The 23,569-nt window shown below is 47.6% G+C and carries 16 protein-coding genes; 11 read left to right on the top strand and 5 right to left on the bottom strand.

What is annotated here, in order from left to right; all coding sequences use genetic code 11:
* Nucleotides 1–18: 18 nt before the first annotated feature.
* Nucleotides 19–2,643, top strand: a complete 2,625-nt coding sequence (locus OZ401_RS06235) for a hypothetical protein (protein ID WP_341467361.1) — start codon at nucleotides 19–21, stop codon at nucleotides 2,641–2,643.
* Between the two features lie 37 nt (nucleotides 2,644–2,680).
* On the opposite strand, the gene OZ401_RS06230 is transcribed toward OZ401_RS06235, so the two are convergent.
* Both OZ401_RS06230 and OZ401_RS06225 read right to left on the bottom strand, forming a co-directional pair.
* Complete coding sequence (locus OZ401_RS06230) at nucleotides 2,681–4,291, bottom strand: amidohydrolase (protein WP_341467360.1); 1,611 nt, start codon at nucleotides 4,289–4,291, stop codon at nucleotides 2,681–2,683.
* A 75-nt stretch (nucleotides 4,292–4,366) separates the two neighbouring features.
* On the bottom strand, nucleotides 4,367–4,837 hold the full coding sequence (locus OZ401_RS06225; RefSeq protein ID WP_341467359.1) for a response regulator: 471 nt from the start codon (nucleotides 4,835–4,837) through the stop codon (nucleotides 4,367–4,369).
* A gap of 352 nt (nucleotides 4,838–5,189) precedes the next feature.
* On the opposite strand from OZ401_RS06225, the gene OZ401_RS06220 reads away from it, so the two are divergent.
* The 3 genes from OZ401_RS06220 (at nucleotide 5,190) to OZ401_RS06210 (ending at nucleotide 10,861) form a co-directional block, all read left to right on the top strand.
* On the top strand, nucleotides 5,190–6,680 hold the full coding sequence (locus OZ401_RS06220) for an MDR family MFS transporter (RefSeq protein WP_341467358.1): 1,491 nt from the start codon (nucleotides 5,190–5,192) through the stop codon (nucleotides 6,678–6,680).
* A 491-nt stretch (nucleotides 6,681–7,171) separates the two neighbouring features.
* Entirely contained in the window at nucleotides 7,172–8,977 is a 1,806-nt protein-coding gene (locus tag OZ401_RS06215) for a diguanylate cyclase (RefSeq protein ID WP_341467357.1), read from the top strand.
* Nucleotides 8,978–9,109: 132 nt separating this feature from the next.
* On the top strand, nucleotides 9,110–10,861 hold the full coding sequence (locus OZ401_RS06210; protein ID WP_341467356.1) for a tetratricopeptide repeat protein: 1,752 nt from the start codon (nucleotides 9,110–9,112) through the stop codon (nucleotides 10,859–10,861).
* Between the two features lie 70 nt (nucleotides 10,862–10,931).
* Here OZ401_RS06210 and OZ401_RS06205 read toward each other — a convergent pair whose 3' ends face one another.
* Nucleotides 10,932–12,131 carry a ParB/RepB/Spo0J family partition protein gene (locus OZ401_RS06205; protein ID WP_341467355.1) on the bottom strand — a complete coding sequence of 400 codons (1,200 nt, stop codon included), beginning with the start codon at nucleotides 12,129–12,131 and terminating at the stop codon, nucleotides 10,932–10,934.
* A complete protein-coding gene (locus OZ401_RS06200) occupies nucleotides 12,118–12,903 on the bottom strand; it encodes a ParA family protein (protein ID WP_341467354.1) in 786 nt (261 codons plus the stop codon). The genes OZ401_RS06205 and OZ401_RS06200 overlap by 14 nt, the downstream gene beginning before the upstream one ends.
* A gap of 366 nt (nucleotides 12,904–13,269) precedes the next feature.
* Between OZ401_RS06200 and OZ401_RS06195 the strand changes: the two genes are divergently transcribed.
* The 6 genes from OZ401_RS06195 to OZ401_RS06170 all read left to right on the top strand — a co-directional run bounded on the left by OZ401_RS06195 (nucleotide 13,270) and on the right by OZ401_RS06170 (nucleotide 20,717).
* Complete coding sequence (locus OZ401_RS06195) at nucleotides 13,270–14,142, top strand: ExeA family protein (protein WP_341467353.1); 873 nt, start codon at nucleotides 13,270–13,272, stop codon at nucleotides 14,140–14,142.
* Nucleotides 14,143–14,155: 13 nt separating this feature from the next.
* Complete coding sequence (locus OZ401_RS06190) at nucleotides 14,156–15,244, top strand: ParB/RepB/Spo0J family partition protein (RefSeq protein WP_341467352.1); 1,089 nt, start codon at nucleotides 14,156–14,158, stop codon at nucleotides 15,242–15,244.
* Between the two features lie 265 nt (nucleotides 15,245–15,509).
* On the top strand, nucleotides 15,510–16,484 hold the full coding sequence (locus OZ401_RS06185; RefSeq protein ID WP_341467351.1) for a hypothetical protein: 975 nt from the start codon (nucleotides 15,510–15,512) through the stop codon (nucleotides 16,482–16,484).
* Nucleotides 16,485–16,564: 80 nt separating this feature from the next.
* Nucleotides 16,565–18,121 carry an ATP-binding protein gene (locus OZ401_RS06180; RefSeq protein ID WP_341469837.1) on the top strand — a complete coding sequence of 519 codons (1,557 nt, stop codon included), beginning with the start codon at nucleotides 16,565–16,567 and terminating at the stop codon, nucleotides 18,119–18,121.
* A 453-nt stretch (nucleotides 18,122–18,574) separates the two neighbouring features.
* Nucleotides 18,575–19,093, top strand: coding sequence for a hypothetical protein (locus OZ401_RS06175; RefSeq protein ID WP_341469836.1), 519 nt, complete (start codon nucleotides 18,575–18,577; stop codon nucleotides 19,091–19,093).
* 157 nt (nucleotides 19,094–19,250) lie between these two features.
* Nucleotides 19,251–20,717, top strand: coding sequence for a hypothetical protein (locus OZ401_RS06170; protein WP_341469835.1), 1,467 nt, complete (start codon nucleotides 19,251–19,253; stop codon nucleotides 20,715–20,717).
* 130 nt (nucleotides 20,718–20,847) lie between these two features.
* Here OZ401_RS06170 and OZ401_RS06165 read toward each other — a convergent pair whose 3' ends face one another.
* A complete protein-coding gene (locus tag OZ401_RS06165; protein ID WP_341469834.1) occupies nucleotides 20,848–22,428 on the bottom strand; it encodes an acyl--CoA ligase family protein in 1,581 nt (526 codons plus the stop codon).
* A gap of 364 nt (nucleotides 22,429–22,792) precedes the next feature.
* Here OZ401_RS06165 and OZ401_RS06160 point away from each other — a divergent pair, with 364 nt between their 5' ends.
* Entirely contained in the window at nucleotides 22,793–23,452 is a 660-nt protein-coding gene (locus OZ401_RS06160) for a DUF4870 domain-containing protein (protein ID WP_341469833.1), read from the top strand.
* Nucleotides 23,453–23,569: the final 117 nt, after the last annotated feature.

The following is a 23,569-nucleotide window of genomic DNA, read 5'->3' as shown; positions in this document are numbered from 1 at the left end:
TTTGAAGGAGAACTAGAAATGGCTCCAAAAAGTCGAAAATTAGCCGGAAAAATACCCAAGACGGTAGCGAACAAAAAAGGTAGCGAAGGAGGCATAACCTCTCTCGAAGCGCCGGAAGAAAGCACGCTCGATACCGAAGAGGTATATTTGAATTTTGGGAGTCGGAATAGTTTCCCCCCCGTAGATAACCACAATATCCTACCTTTGCAAAGAGCTATCGGGAACAAGGCAGTTTTGCGACTTTTGGCACAACAAGCGCCACAGAACCGTATCCCCGGCGCTACTATTAATCGAAGTACGCATCATGTTTGTACTTCAGCTTGCAACCATGCAGCTGTAGAACGTCAGGAAAACCAGACTGTAATCCAGCGCCACTCCTCTTTTGAACATAAAATGCTAGGCGATGTCCGCCCCGAAGACCTTGAAATAATCGCTATGGCAAATAACCTTAATGAAAAGGGGAAAGCGGTAAACGACCTTGGGGGCGCTTTGCAGATAACCAAACCACCTTACACCGGAAAAACCATCAAAAAAGACGATGTATTGCATACCTTGATGCAAGAAATTGAAAGAATCCGCTATTTCAGGGATAACCCGATCAAAACCAAAAATGAAGGGGGCTTCCTTGGTATCGGCGGGAAAAAAGTGCTGGATGAAACTCCTGAAGAATTCCGCCAGCGTCTGATTAATATGGACAACCAGCGCCGAATTAATGAGGGTCTGGCTAATCTAGACGAGGCAGAGATAAAGAAGGGGGCAAAAAACGAGAAAGAAGCCAGCCAGTTAATGTCAGCCGCCCAGAAAGATGTAGAAACCCAAGTTAAAAAAGACCAGTGGCAATTGGAATTTGTAACCATTCCTAGCAAAGATGGTTCCGCCCCACTCGTAGTTACTTATGGTGAAATGAACACCCTCGCCGACATCTACGGTAACATAGAAGAAATGAAAAGTGCCGACCCGAAAAACCGCTATGAAATTATGCAGGGTATTCGACAGCAAGCTCTTTTCCGGTATATGCAGTTATATGAGAAAGTTACCGGAGAACATTCTTTTGGGAGAAAGTGGACCGGATTTGACGATGCCATTGGTGATACAGGCCCACGCGGCGGCACGATGGTCGGACAATTGCGCTTGATGGGCAAATTGAAACTAGGTCCGATAGGCTTTACCGGCAAAGAAACAGACAAAGAAGAAAACGCTTATACTGCCAGCCTCGCTCGCAATGCCTGCCATTTTGCGCCAGAAAGCTGGCATAGTTGGGCTGAATACCACAACAAAGCCAGACAACTGGCTAGAGATTCTTGGCAATCTCGCCAAGATGCCCAAACCCTACGCACCACTATGTCCGGTAAGAATGGCGTGAAGGGGCAGCTTGACATGATCAGCGAAGATATAGCAGCAAAGAAAAAGAAAGGCGCAGAGTTTCAAAACGAAGCTCTGATGAACAACGGCTTTGGCGACCACTTCCTGCAAGATTCCTACGCTGCCGGACACTTGATTAACAAGACCGAGATAATGAAAGAATTCGTAAAGTGGTTGGATACTAAGCCGTTTAAAAGCGACCGCACGGCTGACGATAACTGGCGGCAGATTCAGGCAATCGCTTACAATCAGGAAGGCATTGGAACCAAGGGCGGCGATCGTTATGATATGTTCTTGCTGAATGACCCCCAAGCTAAAGACGCGCAGTCGGTAGAAAATATGGAAGGCGATTGGAAAACCCGCTTCTCAGCACTGGGTCTCCAAATTCCCGGTTCAATGCAACCCGGCTCACAATATTTTGAATTTATCATCTGGTGGCAAGAACGCGCTGCCAAGCGATTCAACACTCGTCAGATGACGGTTAAAAATGCCGTTAAGGAAAGCGGTTTTAACGAGGATTTCGTAATCGGAGCTTTAAGGGCGCTGGTGAAAGACTCGGTCGCAAGAATAAATTGGACGGGTATCACTCCCGGTAAAGAACAGGTGCCCGCTTCGGACGCGGAGATGAAGAAGGTAACCTTCTTACTTCGAGAGGATTACATACCCGACAGAGACAAGTTCAACGTATTCCTGCAAGCTTACCGCTCTGAGAAGCCCAAGTCCAAGAAAAAAGCAGGGGGTATGTATAGAGGAATGGCGGCTTCTGTAACCTACAAGAATTATCATACCTTCCTGAACAACACGCTTCTGCAAGCGGGTACGAACGTGCTGCATGACTATTACTGTAATAACGGGATAAAGGTTAAAACCGGAGTCGGTGACGAAATCGGTAAGATTTACGGGGATGATGTGATGCTTAGTAAGGACAGCGCAACCGGAGTGCGGTATTCGGCTGAAACTGCTAGGCGATCTCATGATAATATCACGGAAATTATCAAGACAGGGGCGCAAAAATACTCGAACGATGAAATCTTCAACCGTTTCCCGACTCACGTTATGTTGCCGGACGACAAGGGCAATGAAATTCCGGTTTCGTTGGCAGAGTGGCACAAGGGGGCGTTGCGCGAACATTGCATGGTAGGTATCAAGGCTACCGCTAAAGATAAAGCTATAAAATCATCATTCCAGGAAACTAAAGATTCGATCAAGGATATTGCCGCGATGCTAGGTGACCTTACGCCTAAGGTTTCCAAAGACGTTCACGCCGGGCAAGCCTTCTAACCGATTCTTGCAATAACGCTGGATAGTTTGGATGAGACTATAGGGAAAGATAAACCGGACTACCGCCAACCAACGTAACAACTACGGGAGTTTGCGGTATTTCGTCTTCGGGCGTAACAAATATATCCTGAGCCAGCGCGGTCAAATCTGCCAGCATGCCCGGAGCAATGCGCCCACGCCGCCGTTCATCGCCCGCCGCATAGGCTGCGCCATAGGTAAATCCCCTGATTGCCTCGCCAACAGTAAGACATTCTTGGGCGAAGAAGGCAGGGCGGTTTTCCCCCTCGCGGCGGCGCGAAACAGCGGCAAAGATTCCCTTGCGAGGGTCAATTGATTCCACCGGCACATCTGAACCAAACGCCACAGGCGCACCGCTATACAAGAGGGCGCGATACTGGTAACTACGGGCGGCACGTTCGTAACCCCAGTAACGCTCGGCAACGTCCCGGTCGGTGGTGGCGTGGGTGGGTTGGCATGAAGCGATTATGCGACTGGCAGCAAAACGCAATAGGTCTTGAGGGGTTACTATTTGTACATGTTCGAGCCTGTTTCGCAACCTGCCCGAATCTTCCTCGCGCTGCATCTTTTCAATCACATCCAAACCGAGACGAGCAGCATGATCTCCAATTACATGGACAGCAATTCCAAATCCACTTCTGATTGCCTGTCGCGCCTGTCGCTCGAAATCTTCCGGGTCCATCCGAAACATCCCGCAATTATCATGGCGGTGGTCGGGGCTATTGTCGAACGGCTCAAACATTGCGGCGGTTTGTGAACCAAGTGTACCATCGAGGAAAAACTTTATCTGCGCCAGCCAGAGCATCTCATCGCCAAAACCCTGCCGCAAACCCAACGCTTGCAGGTGTGGAATCGCCCAATTGCCCAGCAAAACGGCGGTACGCAAACTCAGTTTGCCCTGCGCCCGCAAATTCTGAAAAGCGGCAAAGCCGATGGCATCTTCTATTGAGTGGACAGCGGTTAGCCCGGTGCGGTGCGCTTCCGGTAAAGCCATCTCAATAGCAGCCTCTACCTGTTCTATAGTAGGTTCAGGTATAACGCGGTGTACGAGACTCATAGCATTTTCTTTTAGAATGCCGGTTGGCTCACCCTGAGCGTCACGAGTAATCTCTCCGCCTTCCACTTCAGGAGTATCGCGAGTAAGCCCGGCAAGTTGCAGAGCTAGGCTGTTTACCCACAGCAAATGGGCATCTTTGCTCATTAACGCAACGGGGTGACGTGGCGCAACCCGGTCAAGCATCATACGATTGGGAAACTCATCCCCCCACAGATTCTTATCCCAGCCTTGCCCCTGCAACCACGCACCCACCGGAGTAACCTCCGCACTTTCGGCGACCAAATCCAGCACTTTATTCAGCTTGTTAATCCCTGCCAGTTTTAATTCCTGCATGATCAAAGACCACCAAGCAAAGTGGGTATGGGAATCGTTCAAACCGGGGATAAGGGTAGCGCCCTTTAAATCGAGCGTATCACGGGCAGCGTTTGCGCCATCGAGATCGCGAATATCAGAAACGCTGCCGGCAGCAATGATGCGCCCATCAGCGATTGCCAACGCTTCGGCGCGAGGTTGCCCAGAGTCAAAAGTATAAATGTTGGCATTGTGAATTATCAGGTCTATTTTCTGGCTCATAGCGGCATTATAGCATAAAAAAAACCTCTCCCCGGAACAGGAAGAGGAACCAAAAGAATACAACAAGAATAAGATTTATTGTGAAACGAGCATAATGCGGTCTGTAGAAGGACGGCGGGTAGTAATGTTGTAATCAGGTTGTAACCGCCAGACATTTGCGATCAGTTCGGTAAGCTTTTGGTTGTCGTCACCATCTCTGGGCAGATAATAATCCGCGCCAGCTTTGAAAGCAGCACCTACCATCGCATAAGCCCTGTCGTTAGCATGTGCTACTATTTTGATATGCTGAAACTTCGCGCTATTTTTTATTTTCCCGCAAAGCTCCATCCCACTAATGTCTGGTAGAGCTAAGTCCAGCACTACCATATCCAGCGCTACTTCATGCAGCATTTTAAGCGCAAAGCTGCCACTATGGGCGAATAGAACATCTGCTTCAGGGGCAGTTTCCGCAAGTGTACGCTTAACTGCAAGATAGCGGCTGAAATCCTTATCCGCTAAAAGTATTGAAGCCATACCCAGTATTTCTCCGATCTCGTTACGAGTCATGAGGTGTATCCTAGATTTAAATATTTTAATACAAAAACATTACAAATAACATTACAGAACAATTTAGTTCGCAAATTTTAACTCAAAATTAACCATGTATTACAAATTTTAACCGTTTTTGATTTAAATGAACGGCTTCTCAGTGCGATTTATCGTAAACATGCTCAATTATGTTTTTAATCGGTAAAGTTTGTGACTATATAGTTAAGAGGGTTGTATAAGATATAGAGCTTTTGTATAATATTGGTATAAGAGATTTAGAAGTATTGTAGAGTTATTGTATGAGTTTTGGCGTGATAAGCACATCGCCATTTTGAAAATATTTATACAGATTAAAAGAGATATAATTTCTATGAAAAATATAGCTTATAAGTGGCAAGTTGCCATCTCTGTAATATTCGGTAGTTTTATGGTAATTATGGATGCTACAGTGGTAAATGTAGCGCTTCCAAAATTACAGACAGCCTTTAATACCGGCAGCATTTCAGATGTACAGTGGATCATCAGCGCTTATACGCTGGCGTTAGGCATTATCACACCTCTTTCCGGTTTTCTTGCAGATCGCTTCGGTATTAAGAAAATTTACCTTGCCAGTCTTGCAGCCTTTACACTTGGCTCGCTGCTCTGCGCAATTGCGCCTAGCTTGCCAATTCTGATTACAGCACGGGTGCTACAGGGCATCGGCGGTGGTTCGGTCATTCCGCTTGGTACGGCAATGCTGTTCGGCGCTTTCCCCGTAAAAGAGCGGGGCGCGGCTTTCGGAGTATTCGGCATATCGCTGGTAATGGCTCCCGCGCTTGGTCCAATCATCAGTGGTCTGTTTGTAGAATATCTTGATTGGCGTTTTATCTTCCTAATCAATATTCCAATCGGTGTACTTGGGGTTTACATGGGCAGCCGCTTGCTTAAAGAGCAAAAGGGCGAAGGAAAGCAACGCTTCGATTGGGGTGGTATCGTGACATCCGTAATTGCCTTCGGGTTTTTGCTATATGGTTTCTCGAACGCCGAAAAAGACGGTTGGGGTTCGGCTTCGGTGCTGGTCTCGCTTATCATCGGCAGTATAGCGCTAGTAGCCTTCGTTATCATCGAGTTGCGCCGAAACGATGGTCTGGTAGATTTGCGCTTGTTCCGCAAACCGCTTTTCATTGTCGGTAACGTGGTTGGGTGGGTTTCGGTAATTGCACTATTCGGGGCAGAATTCCTATTGCCACTGTACTTACAAAACATACGCGGTTTGACAGCACTAGACACAGGCTTAATGTTGTTGCCACTGGCATTGACTGCTGGAATCGTCGTACCTTTCGCCGGACGTTTCAGCGACAAAATCGGAGCACGCCCGTTGGCAGTAATCGGCTTCGGACTGTTGCTGATCAATACGTGGCAGTTGAGCAACCTGACAATGGATACAAGTCTGCTGTTTATCGGCTTCCTACTGGCGTTACGTGGTGCCGCGCTTGGTATGGTAGTACAGATCACTCAGCAAGTTGCATTGCGCGATATTGCACCCCGTGCATTGCCCCGCGCCAGTTCGCTGGTAAATAGTAGCCGCTTGATCTTCCAGTCGTTTGGGGTGGCGGTATTGGCTACTATCTTGACCATGACCACCGGTCCTCGCCCAAATTTCACAGCCGGTGTAAGACCTGACCCAATAGCGCTGGAAGCTTACCGCCAGAGTTTTCTACAGGGATTGGAAAATGCGTATCAGGCTACTTTCTGGGTTGGTCTGGTTGCGGTAACACTCGCGTTCTTCTTACCGGGTTGGCCCTTTAAAAAAGCAAGCGTTACGCAAACTCCGGCAGAAGCGCCTGTTTTTGTCCCAAATATAACCGAACGCGCTGCATAGGTAAAATATAGTAAACCAGAATATTTTGTGGAAGCCGGATTGTATAAATCCGGCTTTTTTATTAAAGCAATATTGTAATTAATTAAATTAGTAGGTTCAACTATAATCATAAAGATTAATTTATTGATAGTTTATTTGTATCTTCTCAATTTCGGGGGATAAATCGGGCAAAAACCCAATTCTTAGTTCAAATAAGATCGAAAAAGCTTCCTTTACCCCGGCTTTTTAATAGGATGCGTTTATTTATCCTAATAATATGTATCAAGCAATTCATATGGCGCGCTAATTATTATCCGTTCAATGTTTATATTTATTAATAATTGATGTATTATACATAGCAAAATAAGGCACTGTTTCTGCTAAAATAACCTCACTATACTCTCGTCTGGCATAAACGTCTGTCTATATATAGAGTGCTGGGAGTAGGACTGAATTACTCCAATTATCAGGATAGCCGATTGATTCGTTCATAACAAGCTATCAAAGGTATTATGCAAGGAAAAGAAAAAGGAACGGACAACCGTTATCATACATTCCTTCTAGCTACCCAACAGCTTGCGGGTTTATTCCCACGCTTCGAAGAAAAAGGCAATATAGTTAAAGTTGCCATTAAAATTATTGCTAAAGCGCTAGATGTTGAAAGTGCGATAATTTTTAATATTTCTGCCGATGAGAAAACGCTTGTGCCACTTTTTCCTGAGTTAATTTCGAGTAATAATCTAGATTTAGCCAGCTTTGGAGGCAATGTCAGTACGGACGATAGCAATTCTACGATGGTACGCGCTTTTATCAGCAGGCAAGTGGTTTCTTCCCGTCAAAATATTCCACCGATATTATCCGAAATGGCAGTTCCTCTAATATTTCAGGAGGAACTCAAAGGCGTGCTGGTCGTGATAAACAGCAAAACCGGGGATTTCGATGAAGTGGATAAAGAAGGGGCGGTAACGTTAACCACGCAATTATCCGCACTGCTTAAGCTAGTAGATAATGGCTTGAATGTTAAAGAAAATAAAGGGGCTAACCTTGAGTTTCCAGTAGAAAATAACTTGATATTAAACCAAATCAGGCGCTTGGAAAGCCTACAGGGCATTATTGATGCAATCAGCGAATTGAGCAACATTGAAGAGATATACCGACGAACGCTGCTGGAAACGGTCAACTATATAAAATTTGATATTGGCGCTATCCACACATTAGACCCTATATCAGGGGTTCTTAAATTGGTCAGCTACTTTGAACCCGATGATGTAGAGGGCGTACGTGTGGTTGACTCCAACGAATATCGGCAAAATTTTAACAGTGATCGCACAAGCCTTTCTGGTATTCCTTTTGAACTATGTAACTCTTTTCAAGCATATGAGCAGGATAAAGCCGAATATATTAATGAGGCGGTGTGCCCGGTAGTTCAAAATGCAGGAAACTTCAAATCATCGATCTGCCAAGTTATCAAAGCGCAAGACATTATTTACGGGGTTTTGCATTTAGGCTGTTTAGATTCCGCTGTTTTTTCAGAAACAGATTATATGCTCGCAAATGGGATATGTAAGCAAGTCGGGGTTGCGGTGGAACGTGCCTCTATTTTTGAGGACATCAAGCAATTGGCACGTACCGACTCGTTAACCGGGCTATACAACAAACTGGAGTTCTGGGAGCGAATCGACAAAGAGATGCGGCGCGCTGAACGGCATCGTCGCCCCCTTAGCCTCGTCATGATTGACCTTGATCGTTTGAAATGGTTTAACGATGTTTTTGGTCACACCAAAGGCGACATCCTTCTTTCAAAAATGGGGCAGCTAATTCGTCATAACTGCCGGGCTGGAGACACTCCTTTTCGCTATGGCGGAGATGAAATGTGTATTCTTCTGGCAGATACCGGTTCCGAGGAAGCGGGCATAATGGCGGAACGGCTCAGAATCTCCGCGCGTGAAATAAAATTGCCGCTCGAAGCGGATGAGGTTATCATTGGGGCGAATGCGATGGTAACAATGAGCATCGGGATTTCTAGCTTTCCTACTGATGCACAAAGCGCGGAATTATTATTTGAATATGCCGATGCAGCAATGTACCGCGCGAAAGATACAGGCAAAGATCGGGTTTGTCTATTTGATCCCAACGTAGATTTAAGCAAGCAAACCTATCGCTACCGAGCAGCGCGACTGGCTGCCGAAACCGACAAACGGTTGGAAATTCCAAAATCCTCTAATAATCCTCAAAACACAGCTAACGGTTCCAAAACTCCTGATAAAACGAGAGACATCAATGTAGTCGGAATGGAAGAAATTGACCTGGATAAATAACCCTTCGTCTCTTTGCCTGCCACTCAATTAATCGACTCTTGCAGGGCTATAGCAGCTATGTTAGAATCTTGATATGTCAAGTAACTTTCAGACCAAAGCGATAATTTTAACGGATGGTAGAGTTATGTTGTAATGAACGACTATAAAGAGTGGCTCGAAAGTGGTAGGAAATCGCTCGAATCAGGGCGTATCGGTGAAGCGCGGCGTTTGTTCACCGGGGCAGTGCAGGCAAACCCATCCGGCGAAGAAGGCTGGGTTTATTTAGCTGCCACTTTGCCCCCGCGTCAGGCATATCAGGCGCTACAACGAGTGCTGGAAATCAATCCTACTAACCCGCAAGCATTGCGCGGTATTGAAACCCTGAAAATTCAGCTAGAAAGTAAACCTGCCGACCCGGTTGATTCACTTTTCAACGAGTTGGAAGAAGGTGATAGCAAATCGAAAAAGCGGGCGATCAGGCTTGCTTCCGATACCGATTTATCATTCGGAGTGCAAGAATCAGAAGATATGCGAAAGCTTCTGACTCAGCCTTACCTTGACGAAAAACTCCAGCCTCGCAAGCGCAGACCGAGCGCTACGGTTTTGGCAGGGGTGTTGTTACTTGTTTTGGTAGCGGTAATGGCAATCATTTATATGGCTAACAGCGGCAAATCGGGAGTAGTTGGCGCGGTACGTACCGATACAACTACTAACAGCGAAACGACAACGACGATACGTACCACTGCCCTTGCAGTCGCCGAAACTACCGACACGCGCGTCGTTACCACTATTCCGCCTACTCCTGCCCCCACCGTATCGCCCTTCCTTAACCTCAAGTTGGTACAAAATGAGCGCGCTCAACTCAATGGGGTCAATCTAACCTTCTCCAGCTATGACAACCGCTCCACCAATTTCTCATTGGAAGGCGCGGGTACACCCTCACCCGGTAAACATTTTGAAGGAGTCTGGTTGTTGTTGGAGAATACCTATAACCAACCGTTGGCAACCAATCTTGAACTTTATCAAGGCATCGATAGCCGTAACCGCTTTCTTACTCCGGTTCAAAATGGGCGCGTCCCCGCGCTAGATTTAAAACGGCTGCTACCCGGTGAAAGCCGCTTTTGCTGGCTAACCTTTGAGATGGAAGACGGCACTAGCTTACGCCGGGTAGTTTATACCCCACAAGGTTCGCCGGACGAGGGCAATTCGGTTGAGGTAAGTTTATTCTTACCAGCTGCAACACCTGCGCCAAGCATCAAGCCAACTAATACTGCTCTGCCAAAACCCACCGCTACGTCATCACCTGTCGCAACTAATACACCGCAACCGCCAACCTTTACTCCGGTGTTGGCAGCTACGGAAACGGTGGTGATAGCATTGAGCACGCCTACACCCGCAGCAACGGCAACCCTTCCTGCCTCACCCACCGCTACCACACTCCCTGCAACCCCTACACCTATTGCGTTGCCTTCTCCTACTCCGCTTACCGGAGTAGCATTTAATCAACGTTATTTGCTAGGCAATTTTGCTCTGACAGTAACCCAATACCAAGCAGCTATCAGCGCAAAGCCCAGCATAATACCCACAGGTTATCATTATGAGTCGGTCAAAATTACGCTGGAGAATACGGGGAGTGGCGATGTGAGCGATTTTGTAAAAAGCTACCCGTTTTACTTGCGGGATAGCAGCGGGCGTGTTTATACTTCAGGACCATACACACTGGAAGCCAAAGATCGCTTCGATCCGTTCCAGTTTGAAACCGCCACCAAAGGCGCAGGCAAGGATAAGGTCAGCGGAGTTTTGTATTATCTGGTGAGCGATTCCGCAAAGAGCCTGCCACGCGCCCTGATTTTTTACGCTTCCAACGACAAGCCTGAGCTTGTCGCCGAGTTCGCGCTCAAGTAAGTTCTGTTACACGTTACACGTGAAACTGATATAAAGATTTGACCGCGTCCCGTGGGTCGCGGTCATTTTATTAGAGGGGATTAATATATTTTTTGCGGATTTCGGCAAGCCTGCGACTGAGCTTAAAGGCTTCCTGCTCGATTTCCTCGATGCGATAGAGCCGTTTCTTTCTTTCATTCTCAGGGGCAATCGCAAGCTCTTCTTCGAGACGGCGCAAGAGAGCTTCAGATTGGCGCGGCATGCGCTTCAGAGCCGAAAGCACATTCTTAACATTTACCGCTTTCAACTCTTCTTCTTCTTCTTCCTCTGCATCAAGCGCGATGTCGGGAATTGAAGATTTGGGAGGGGGTGTCGGAGTTGGAGAGGTGGGTAACGACCAACCCATTTCTCTGGCTATTTTCAAGATGTTCGCGCCACTTAGACTGCGCTCAACCAAATGTTCAATATCCTGCAAAGATTTCTCTTTATTTAGGGCAACTAGCGTAAGAGCCAGCGGTTGCGTCTCGGTAGATAAGCGAAAGAGCGGGCGGAATTGCCTTTCCTTCAAATCCGAGGCAAGGTCTGCCAGTTCTGGGTCTAACGCTTTAAGGAATTCGTTAACCTGCATCAAGCGTTGCAGCTGCCTACGCCCGATACCCAAACTTGCCTCCAACCTGTCCCACACTCTAGCAGCAAGTTGGTTGGGATGAATGTTTGGTTCGGTTTCTTTTAGTTGACCGGCATATAGCTCTCGAAGTTGTGAAATCGCCCGCGCCAGTTCAAGAGCGGTCAAATCTTTTCGTTGCAGATTGGCGATTAGTTGCTCAGAAAGAATTTCGTGTGAAGTCCAAACACGTTTGATTTTCGCTTCAATCCGGGTATTTCCAGCAAGCACCGAGGCAAGAGCGCGACGATGACCGTCGGTGAGAATATAGCGATCTTCGCTTTCCTGATAACGCACCAAGACGGGCTGCAACACGCCATGCTCACGAATACTCTGCGCCATATTCTCAAGGTCAATGAGGCTGGTTGCTGCTACAGATTTTTCATCCTGCTGCGCGCTGGCTTTAAGATGGTCGAGGAATTGATGAACCGGAAGAATCCAGTCCGCCCGCGCCTGCTCGTTCTCAAACTCATCTACCAGCCCGAGCAATTGGCGTGGTTGGTCTCCTATAAATAGGAACTCAAGGTCGAGCGTCCGCACATCGGGCAAACTCTCCTCAGCAGCCACGCCTGACATAATAGTGGTCAGGCTATCGACATTAAAGCGGGGTTTTTTAGCGCTTGCCACGCGCAATCACCTCCTCCGCCAGTGCGGAATATAGCTCGGTTATTTTGTGACGCGGGTCGTGCGCCAAGAGCGGTTGATGCATTAGTTCCGCCTGTGGGATAACACTACTGCTCGGTATTTCGGTTTTGAAAACCAATGTGCCAAGCTGTTTGCGAACGGCATTCTTTACAGCAGTATAAACGTTGCCACGTGCAGGTACATTATTGAGCAGATAGCCAAGCACACGCAAGTTTTCATGGTTCAGCGTAGTGCGAATAGCTTGCACTGTATTTGAGAATTGGGTTAGACCCACCACGCTCAGTTCCTGTGGACTGACCGGCACGATAATTTCTCGCGCCAGCATCAGAGAATTTGTAACAATCAAGCCAAGCGTAGGCGGACAATCGATAAAAGTATAATCGTAAGTCTTTACGAAATCGGAAAGAGCGCGGCGAAAGAGAAACTCGCGTCCCATTTCGTTCAGCGCATTCAGTTCCCACACCGACAGGCGTGCATCGCTTGGTAGCAAGTCAAGATTTTTCGTCACCGGGATAATAGTATCCTCCGGTTTTGCCTCGTCTTGCAACACATCTACCAAAGTACGGTTGTATTTCCGCGATCCCAACAAGCGCAAACTGGCGCTGGCTTCCTGCGGATCGGTGTCTATAATCAGTACCTTAAAATCACGACTCGCCATTTCAGCCGCAAGGTTTACCAATGTAGTGGTTTTTCCTACACCACCCTTCTGGTTCGCGCTGGCTATACATCTGTTCATTGCTTCGCGTGCTGGCACTGTTTTGTCCTTTACCGGATGGAGGGGTTCTCTACCGGGTTAGTTATGCGCGTCGCGACCCGCGGGACGCGATCAAATGTTGTTCAGTAATTGAGTAATCAGTATCAAGGATAGCCATTCACTCTCTATATTTTAGAACTCTTGCACTGACCTGTCAACCTAAATACTCCCAGAATTTACATGTGTTTTTCAAGATGGTGAACAATTACCAGCAAAGTTACACATGAGCAAGAAATTTCGGCATAAATTTTTCACCTGTCATGAGAAAAATGACCAATTTTTTGACTCGATAGGTTATAATCATCATGAAAGCGACATATATCAACAGCATACCGTTTATTGTATCAAAAAAGGTTTTAATCTGAAATGACCCAGCTTAGCAGGTTTTCACTAACCCAACGTATGGAGCCACTCGACCGGGTGGGGAAAGAATTTTTCCATTGGGGCTTGACTGAAAACCCCTTCCCTATTACCGGCACTAGCCTGCGCTTCTTTATGCAGAAGGGGCAATACCTGCAAGCGATTAACGCCGTCTCGGTAGTACTGAGAGAACGACAGGGTCTTGCAGCGGTGTATGGTGAAGTCGGCGCGGGCAAAAGCACCACCGCCAAGTTTCTGTACGACCGCATCGCTATAACCGAAGGCTACAAGGTTGCATATGTAGGTAATCCCAGCGGCACACCGAGTCAGGTTTTCTCCACCATTGTACGCGAGTTCGGGCTAGACCCGGTCAGCAATCAGGTGAGCCGTATGCAGGATCAGTTGCAGGCGTTCATTCTGGAAGAAACCCAGCTAAAGCTTAACAACATTGTACTACTAATAGATGAAGCACAAAGCTTGCGAAAAGAAGCTCTGGAATACATACGTCACCTCGGCAATTTTGAGCGGGGCGAAGAAAAGTTACTACAGGTTGTCTTGTTCGGTCAAACCGAGTTGATTGACATAATCAAACGACGTGGAAACCTCTGGCAGCGCGTTGTGACTCACAGTTATCTTAATAAGCTTGGTGCGTCCGAAGTTATGGATTTGGTAAATTTCCGGCTTCAGGTAGTGGGTGGCAACGTAAATGTCATTTTCGATGAAGGCGCGCTGGAGGCTTTCGTGCGCTATAGCGATGGGATACCGCGTAACATTTGCAAAATCGGTTTCCACGCATTAGTGCTAGGCGCGCAAAAAGACGAAAGCAAAATCAGCGAACATACTATTATACAGGCGGTAAAACTGGCTGGTTTAGATTAATTTAGTGGTGGGGATGACAGCGAAACGCAACAACAATTCCAATACTGCCGGAACACGGCGCGAGTTGTGGCAGCAAGACGTAGGCGCGGACGAAGCGCCCACCGGCAGGCTTACTTGGATTCGCTCTGACCTGATAGACCCAAACCCACGCCAGCCTCGTAAAACCCTCGACCGCGTGGCGTTGGAAGAATTGAAAGCCAGTATCGAAGCGCAGGGGATACTCCAGCCGTTGTTGGTTATGCGCGAAAAACCCGCCGCACCAAACGCTGATACCCGTTATACCCTTATCGCCGGACAACGTCGCCTTACCGCCGCACGCGAACTTGGCAAAAAGCTAGTGCCGGTACTGATTTTGAGCGAAACCGACCCGCAAGGTTCGTTGCTCAACGCCATTACCGAGAACGTACAACGGCGCGCACTTGCTCCGTGGGAAGAGGGCGAAAGCTATCACTTGCTCGCCTCGGAATTCAATATGACTCAAGCGGAAATCGCACAGCGATTGGGCAAAAGCGGCGAGGCTGGCAGGGTTTATGTAGCCGAACGCATCTCTATTGCGGAGAATCTTGACCCAGAAGCACGCCGAATTTTGTTGCATCAGACCACCGATAGTTTGTTAGATAATTCACAATTTGTAGCTCAGGCTACTCTTAGTGATTTTATTCACAATATTGAACCGGGCGGCGAACTCAGCTACGGGGTAGGGGTAGTGCGAGAACTTTCTCGCATTCCGCGAGAACGTCAGCGTGTAGCAGCAGAAGCAATTCGCACATTAGAAACGCAGTTAGGGCGCAAGCCTTCCAGCAGCGAAGCCATAAAATTGCTAAAAGGCTACCGGGGCGTTAAGGCGCAACGGCGCGGCGGTGGCGAATTGAGCAGTCACAATTCAAAGCTTGTGCAGAAAGAGCAGCCTAAACAGAACGAGCAACCCATTTTGCCCGGTCTGAGCGAAGAACCAGAGAACGAACCGAAACCCTCTATAAAACTGGCGGATCTTGAAATCATCCGTCGGTGGGGAGGCAATGGAAAAGAAAAGCCGTTAAGCCGCGAAGAATTGATAACGCTATTGCGACAGGATTTAGAGCGGTTGGAAAGCGGCGACTGAAACCAAAATAAAAACAACCTCGTATGCTTGGCGGCGAGAGGTTGTCCTTTTCAAAGTTTAGCGTATAGCCGGGGGGATTACCCGATGCGGCTGGCTTGAATTTTACCCGATGTGGGCATGCAAACCTTTGTCCTTCTATTATACCCTGCCCATGTCGCATGTCAAGCTTGTTCCATCCACCTATCTCCGGTAGTTTATTAAGATATCTCTTTTTTACCCGGTAAATTGGTAGGTTTAGCTGAAAGACAGGTTCTGGCAAGGTTATATGGGCAAGCGTTCAACAACAGAACAACCCGATAATGGCGATTCTCCGTCCGATAAATTCGAGTTTGCAGGTTTCTCACGACCGGAAAGCAATTATTTCCGCATGCCCAACAACTGGACGGACATTACCGCCCGTATCAACAGCCTAGCCGAACTCAAAGTAGTAGAATATATTCTCAGGCACACTTGGGGTTTCCAAGAATTCGGCATCAAACGCCGCATCACCATTGACGAATTTATTTACGGGCGCAAGCGCACCGATGGTTCGCGTATGGATTTAGGCACACGCCTCAGCGAACAATCGGTACGCAATGGCTTGAAACAAGCCATCGAAGACGGCTTTATTTTGGAAGAGGTAGACGCCCGTGACCTCGCCCGCATCAAAAAATATTACTGCCTCCGTATGGTAGAAACCGCCCAACCGATTGATACAGATGAATGTATCGAACCGGAAGAGCGCAAAATCAGACATAACCGCAAACCAGCAGGGGTCAAAACTTTAGACCCCAAGGTACAAGATTTAGACCCTGAAGTCTATAATTTAGACCTCAAGGCACAAATTTTAGACCCCGACCCACAAGATCTAGACCTCCGGAGTCAAAACTTTAGACCCCGTACAGAGAAAGACAACCCAAATAAACTGAATCAAAACAACCACCCCAAACAGGCGGTGGTGGAGCAATTGCTGGTTGATTACGGAGTTTCGCCGGAAGTCGCTCGCGAAATCAGCCAGCATACCAGCCTTAAAACGGTGGAAAGCTGGATGGATTACGTTGATAGCGCCGAAAGAGTACGCGATCGCCCGGCCTTTCTGGTCAAAATGTTGCGCTCTACCGACAAGCCGGTTTCATCGCGACCCACGGGACGCGCTCAAAATAACGCAGGGATAAATTATTCGGCTTATACCAATCCGGACGGCAAATATCATTACTTGCTGAAAAGCTCTAACAGCTTGCCCTACTCGGATGAGGAATAATTGCGCCGCTCTGCTATAATAACCACCATAACCGTCATAACCATCAGTAAGATAACCATCATAACCGTAATTGGGATAAAATGAGCGAAAATCTGGATGCAGCCACTCTTGCAGCGTTGATAGCCGCCGGTGAGAGTTCCACCCTTGAACTGAAAATAGCGCCACCGCGCCCCAACGATTTGGCAGAGCGGTTGTGCGGGTTGGCTAATGCTAAAGGCGGTTGGATTGTGCTAGGGGTAGAGGATGGAACGCTGGCGATTCGAGGTGTGAAGGATAACGGCGAAGCAATTGACGTGCTGCTACGCGCTGCCCGGATGTGCCAACCGCCGCTTGTATTCGAGCCTCCCGAACCGCAAATATTCAGCCTACAAGATAAAAATGTGGTGGTAGCTTATGTGCCTGCCAGCAAAGCTCCGGTTTATCAAGCGGGTGGCGTTTTCTGGGTGCGGCGCGGCACCCACACCGTCCCTCATTCTATAGAGGAAATTTCGAACCGCCTGTATAGTCGGGGCGTTTTGCGCTGGGAACTTAGCCCGGCAGAGGGTGCAACCCTTGAAGACCTTGATCGTCAGCGCATCGAGGATTTTCTGGCGCGGCGTGGCGAACAGAGTTTGATAGGAAGGGCGAATCGCTTCCGAAACTTGGAAGATGCATTAGTGGGTCTTAAGTGTGCTATAAAAGAAGGTGACCGCTATATACCTACCAATGCGGGTTTGCTATTTTTCGGCTTCGAGCCACAGCAATTTCTACTCCAATCTATCGTAACCTGTGTTCTATACGGGGATGAACTGGGTGTGCGCGCTTACAAAGATCGGAAAATCTTTCGTGGTTCATTACCAGTTCTGATTCAAGAGGTGGAAGGCTGGTTGAAGCGTCACATGCCGGTGACGCAGAGTAGAGGTGAAGGTTTCCGGCATGTGGATGTGCCTGAATATTCATCACTGGCATTGCGCGAGGCAACGGTCAACGCTCTGATTCATCGCGACTACAGCCACCCCGGCGAATCGGTGCGCCTTTTCTATTATCCCACCCGCTTGGAGGTGCATAGCCCCGGTGAACTGCTACCGGGCATCACCCTTGAGATGTTGTCGCACGGTTTAGCTCCTTCGCGACTGCGTAATCCGGTTATCGCCGGGTTGTTACGCGATATTCCCGGTTATGTCGAAACCATCGGTAGCGGGGTGCGCTTGATGATAAACGAGATGCGCGAACACCGCTTGCCCGACCCGGAGTTTCGCGAAATGGGCGAACTGGTTGTAACCTTTCGCTCTGCTGTGTCCTCACCTACCTCCGAACTAGTTCAACCTACATATCCCATAGTTGCTAATACTACCCCTGCTTTCAATAAAAGTGAGACTGGTATAGAAATAGGAAGTTTAAACTCTTTGCCTGAAACAGTCACTCAAGCTATTAAAGGAACAGGGGCGATAAACCCGGCGATTTATGCCGATATAGACGAGCGGTTGAAAGCAGCAATGCAACATGTCCATACGCAGGGCAGCATCACCAATCGCGAGTATCGCGCTATCACTGGGGTATCAGAAAGCACCGGCATGCGTGACCTTGAAATATTGGTCAAACGAGGTTCATTGCGAGCAGTTGGGCAGAAAAAAGCCCGTCGCTATATTCTCCCCTGATTACTCTGTTGTTGGCATGGCTTGAATGTATCTGCTTCTTTATTAACTTTGCTATAGCAATATAAATGAAACTCCTTTATTGATGTAATACAACGCAGTTTTCCGAGCGCAGACGGTAAAAATAATTTCCGCTTCAAAAATTAATAAACCTTGCACAATATAATCGTAGTATTTACTACAATGTTAAATCTACTTTAAAGAGTATAGTGAAAGTAGCTTACTAATAGGGATAAGATTCAATTAACATCTCTGGTATTTGCAGAGCAATGGACGACAAAAGAAGGGGTGTTTTAGGCTATTGAAGCTAGGTTTTTTGATTTCCGTCGCTCAAATAATTTTTAGTGTACAACAAGATTGTTGAACATACTGACAGGTTGATCAGCTGCAAGAAAAGCCTGAGTTTGTTTGTGCTAATTATTAACTTAATCGCACTAGGAAAGTAAGATTATTAATATGAGTCGCAAGAATTTAGTGTCTGTAATTGCTAGTATCCTGCTTTTGTTAGTAGCTCTATTGTCAGCTTGTGGTGATCCGACAACTACTCCAGTACCTCCTACCGCTACCCCACTTCCGCCCACTGCCACTCCGGTACCTCCAACTGCTACCCCACTTCCGCCCACTGCTACTCCGGTACCTCCAACTGCTACCCCGCTACCTCCAACTGCTACTCCGCTGCCGCCTACTCCTACTAGAAATCCAGCGGATGGTCCTACATATTCTGAGGTTGTCAAAACTTATCCTCTGAACACCCAGCTTTGCAAGGTTGAGGTTGATGTTCAAGATGACACTACTCAACCGGATAAGATTATTGTAAATTTCAAAGCAGGCACCCTTATCGGTTCACCATTTTGTTATGGAACAAAAATTACAGCAATCGGTAGAGTAACCATCAATGGAAAGCAATATGAGGCAGGTAGTATGTTAACTGCTGATAAGAATGGTCAGATTATTAAGGTTTCCAGTTGGGATTAGGGAAATAACGGTTATTTCATTACAGCCCTGCACGCCAGCTTAGAAAATGCGTCTAACTACCCTACAGGCTTTTTATCGATAAAAAAGCATAACCCAATTCATTAAGGGCTTGGCGTATTGAATGAATAGAAATAATCGTTTGAAAAAGGAGGCAGATATGAGCTTAAAGACATCTGTTTTACGAAAATTCTCGCTAGGCGTAATAGCTCTGTTGCTTTGTACTTTGCTATCATACGAAGGTTTCCAGGCAAGCCCCGTAAATGCGGCAAATCCGGGCGAACTTAATACCTTAATAGGTACTTTGGTGTTCAAGGAAGTCAAATTAGCCGACCAAACCAATTGTAGCAGCAGTTGTTATAAAGCGGATAATGGCTACAAGATAGTCATAGTGAGTCTGGAGAATAAGACTGGTTCGACTACGCTCCCTATGAATTTAAAAGAAGTATTTCTCCAGACTTATGTACTCGCAAACGATGGTTCTAAAGCTAATTGGGTACAATCCGACTTTAATCTAAGTAAAGGCGGCATTATTGAGATGTCTTTTAGGCAGGTTCCGACTAGTGCCAGCAGATTCAAACTCTATTGGCCCGGTAATCCCCTACTTGATCTTGGAAACAGCGATGACCTTTGCTTTGTCGAAACGAATCAATGTATCAGTGGTCGTATTCGTGAGTTTTGGGAGCAAAATGGTGGCTTACCTGTTTTTGGCTTCGCGACTACCCCACAACGCCTCGAAACTGTGGAAGGACAGAATTTCCAGGCACAATGGTTCGAACGTACTCGCCTAGAATTGCACCCTGAAAACCAGCGACCTTATGATGTCCTTCTGGGCCGACTCGGTGACGACCGCTTGAAACAGCAGCAACGTGACTGGACTGCTTTTCCCAAAGCAACGTCACCCGGATCCAATTGTCTCTATTTTGCCGAAACTGGTCACCGAGTTTGCGATCAGATATTGAAAGCATTTCGCAATAACGGTCTCGAATTTGATGGACAAGCGGGAAAGAGTTTGGCTGAAAGTATCGCGCTATTCGGCTTACCACTTTCTGAGCCGCTGACAGAAACGTTCCCAGATGGCAAGGTCTTTATATCACAGTGGTTTGAGCGTGCGCGTTTTGAAATACATCCTGAAAACCAACCACCTTATGATGTGCTACTGGGCTTACTGGGTAACGAAATCAAAGCCGGTGGTGGTACTACAGGAAATAAACCAACCCCAACCCCTGTGCCGCAACCAACCCCAACCCCTGCCCCGCAGCCAACCCCAACCCCTGCCCCGCAGCCAACTTCGACACCTACTCCGAATAATGGCTGTGGAGATATACCTGCTTCCCGTTATGGTAGCGTGTCTCCAAGTAACTGTAATTATTTCGGAACAGTTCTTTACTTCTCAATTTACGGCTTCGCGCCTAATGAAGATTTAGGATTCTGGATTACTGCACCCAACGGAAGAATGCTTGGTACCGCTAAGACTGTAAAAGGTTGGGTTAATTCAAGTGGTAATGGCAATAATATCAGTCTTGATACCAGTATTCTGAACGATCAATTGCCGGGTGTGTGGTCTATTGTATTTCATGGGATTACTAGTAACCATGAGTCGGTAATCTATGTGTATATGAAATAGACTATTTCAATTTTACCAAGAAGGTAGCACGATTTAGTTTGATTGAAAATGCCCCTGCTCCCAATAAGAGAGGGGCATTTTTATTGAAATTGTGGGTTAGACTACCGCTCAAAACAAAGATTTTTGAAGATTAGTTCACGCGCTTGTTCTTGTTGCCCCACTCTTTCTCGCGTAGCACAAACTTTTGCACCTTCCCGGTGGAAGTTTTGGGCAGTTCGCCGAACTCAACCGAAGCGGGCGCTTTGAAACTGGCAAGGTGCTGCTTGCAGAAAGCGATTATTTCTTGCGCTGTCACGCTCTGTCCCGGTTTGAGTGTCACGAAGGCTTTTGGACGTTCACCCCACTTCTCATCCGGAATCGCCACTACCGCTACTTCTAGCACCGCCGGATGTTTGGCAATAGTCTGTTCCACCTCGATAGTTGAAATGTTCTCGCCGCCGGAAATGATAATGTCTTTCTTGCGGTCGCGCAGTTCGATGTAATCATCCGGGTGGCGCACTCCAATATCACCGGAGTGGAACCAACCACCTTTGAAGGCTTCCTCAGTTGCTTCGGGCTGCTCGAAATAGCCTTTCATCACCCCGTTGCCGCGCATCACCACTTCGCCCATTACATCGGCGTTCGCTGGAACATCGCCCATCTCGCCATCCACAATGCGCACATTATCGTAGGTCAGATAGCTAAGCCCCTGCCTTGCCATTTTTTGTGCTTGATCTTCCGATGACAACTCGCTCCATTCGGGATGCCACTCGCAGATGGTGAACGGTCCGTAGGTTTCGGTCAAGCCGTACACATGGATGGGGCGGAAGTTGAGTGCCTTCAATTGTCCTAGAATGGTGGGCGAAGGTGGCGCACCTGCCACTGTTACGGTAATTTGGCGATCCATCGGTTTTGCCTTTGGGTGATTGACCAGACTGATTTGTACGGTAGGAGCGCCGTTGTAGTGGGTCACGCCTTCCTTCTCGAACAAATCCCAGATAAGATCAGGGTCAACCTTGCGCAAGCAAACATGTGTGCCTGAAACGGAGGTAACCGCCCAAGTGAAGCACCAACCGTTGCAATGGAACATGGGCAGTGTCCACAGATAAACCGAGTTAAAGTTCATGCCGGTTTCGATGACCTCGCCCAGAGCATTCAGGAAGGCGCCGCGATAGGTGTACATCACCCCTTTGGGCCGTCCGGTTGTGCCGGAAGTATAGTTAATGGAGATGGTTTCTTCTTCGTCCTCAAGCCAACTAACTGTAGGCTCGGCTGAGGAAGCGGCAAGAAAATCCTCGTAGCCGTCGCCCGGTTCGCCCGTATCCTCCACTACTACTACCTGTACGCCCTCTAAATATTCGTCCATCACCAACCCGCGCAATTCGCGATCCACAAAAAGGTATTTCGAACCGGAGTGTTGCAAGATGTAGCCGATTTCAGGTGCGCTCAACCGGGTATTAATGGCTACCAAAATACCGCCTGCCGCCGGTACTCCAAAATGTGCATCTAATAGGGCTGGTATATTGGGACACAGAAAGGCAACTCGATCGTGCTTTTGCAATCCGGCAGCGCGCAATCCGTTAGCCAGCCGATAGACTCTTTCTTCAAACTGTTTATAGGTGTAGCGGCGTTGCCCGTGAACTACTGCAATTTTATCGGGAAACACAAGCGCACTGCGACGCACAAATTGTAGCGGGTTAAGCTCGGTGCGGTAAACCTTCTGATTATCCACATCATCCTCCTGGACAGTTTAAAATATATATCTGGAAAAGGGTGCTTAAAGAAACCGTGAAAATTGTAGCACTTTGGTGAATGGGTATCAAGGCAAATTCTTGCCAATTACAAACCCTTGTTGGAAATATCAATAGTGCAGTATCGACTCCGGTCAAAAGTGACAAAGGTCATAGTTCAATTTCAGAGATAGCCTATAATGAAAAGACAGGGTTGTATCGTAGTGTGATAGGGTATTAAAGTACCCCCTATTATTTTGCCTTAGAATCAGATAATATAAACTGATATCTTTAATCTAAGTACTTATATTTTAACTGATGCTATAGGTAGCAGTTTGTTCCGAACATTTTAGGAAAGGAAAAGCCATGTCTCAGTTTCCGCCAGGTCCTCCTCCTCAGCAACCGCCTAATGGGCAACCACCTTACGGACAACCGCCCCAGTATGGGCAGCCTCCGCAGTATGGTCAGCCACCACAGTACGGACAGCCTCCGCAATATGGTCAACCGCCTCAGTATGGACAACCGCAGCAGCCATACGCGCCGCCGCCGCAACAACCCTATGCGCCGCCGCCCCAGTACGGTCAGCAACCTCCGCAGCAATATGGGCAGCCACCGTATGGTGGTGGGCAGGGTTACTATGCGCCTCCGGGCGGGCAACCCAACATCAACGAGCCTTATAATAGCGGCTTGCAGCCCAACATTGCCTGTTTGTTGGCGTACCTCTTCTCTTTGGTTGGTGGCATCGTGATCCTCGCGATTGAGAAGCAGAACCGCTTCGTGCGCTTCAACGCGATGCAGGCTTTTATTATGGGTGCCTCGCTTTTTGCTTGGAACATTGCCAGTGCTATACTGGGCTTTATCCCAGTTATTGGGACGATTATTTCTATCGCCGGTATTTTCGTGGCATTAGGCTACTTCGGATTGGTAATCTATATGATTGTCCAGTCGATGTCCGGCAAATATGTCAAATTACCGATTATCGGTGACCTTGCTGAGAAGAATTATCCCACCTTCTTGAAGCAATAAAAAACGCAATATGTTCGGCACGCTCTACAAAGGGCGTGCCTTTTTTACTTCATAGTATAATAGCTTACTAAATAGCAATTCCTTAAAAGAAATCATCTATAGTCGGAAATTTTGCGA

It is taken from the genome of Candidatus Chlorohelix allophototropha (genome assembly GCF_030389965.1).
GTDB lineage: Bacteria > Chloroflexota > Chloroflexia > Chloroheliales > Chloroheliaceae > Chlorohelix > Chlorohelix allophototropha.
This window is presented reverse-complemented; position numbering and strand designations above follow the sequence as displayed.

What these genes read in the sequence shown, in the direction of transcription:
- OZ401_RS06195 (WP_341467353.1), top strand. Translation starts at nt 13,270, where the DNA reads ATGACCCAGCTTAGCAGGTTTTCACTAACCCAACGTATGGAGCCACTC.
- OZ401_RS06230 (WP_341467360.1), bottom strand. Translation starts at nt 4,291, where the DNA reads ATGAGCCAGAAAATAGACCTGATAATTCACAATGCCAACATTTATACT.
- OZ401_RS06235 (WP_341467361.1), top strand. Translation starts at nt 19, where the DNA reads ATGGCTCCAAAAAGTCGAAAATTAGCCGGAAAAATACCCAAGACGGTA.
- OZ401_RS06225 (WP_341467359.1), bottom strand. Translation starts at nt 4,837, where the DNA reads ATGACTCGTAACGAGATCGGAGAAATACTGGGTATGGCTTCAATACTT.
- OZ401_RS06170 (WP_341469835.1), top strand. Translation starts at nt 19,251, where the DNA reads ATGAGCTTAAAGACATCTGTTTTACGAAAATTCTCGCTAGGCGTAATA.
- OZ401_RS06180 (WP_341469837.1), top strand. Translation starts at nt 16,565, where the DNA reads ATGAGCGAAAATCTGGATGCAGCCACTCTTGCAGCGTTGATAGCCGCC.
- OZ401_RS06215 (WP_341467357.1), top strand. Translation starts at nt 7,172, where the DNA reads ATGCAAGGAAAAGAAAAAGGAACGGACAACCGTTATCATACATTCCTT.
- OZ401_RS06220 (WP_341467358.1), top strand. Translation starts at nt 5,190, where the DNA reads ATGAAAAATATAGCTTATAAGTGGCAAGTTGCCATCTCTGTAATATTC.
- OZ401_RS06185 (WP_341467351.1), top strand. Translation starts at nt 15,510, where the DNA reads ATGGGCAAGCGTTCAACAACAGAACAACCCGATAATGGCGATTCTCCG.
- OZ401_RS06190 (WP_341467352.1), top strand. Translation starts at nt 14,156, where the DNA reads ATGACAGCGAAACGCAACAACAATTCCAATACTGCCGGAACACGGCGC.
- OZ401_RS06175 (WP_341469836.1), top strand. Translation starts at nt 18,575, where the DNA reads ATGAGTCGCAAGAATTTAGTGTCTGTAATTGCTAGTATCCTGCTTTTG.
- OZ401_RS06160 (WP_341469833.1), top strand. Translation starts at nt 22,793, where the DNA reads ATGTCTCAGTTTCCGCCAGGTCCTCCTCCTCAGCAACCGCCTAATGGG.
- OZ401_RS06210 (WP_341467356.1), top strand. Translation starts at nt 9,110, where the DNA reads ATGAACGACTATAAAGAGTGGCTCGAAAGTGGTAGGAAATCGCTCGAA.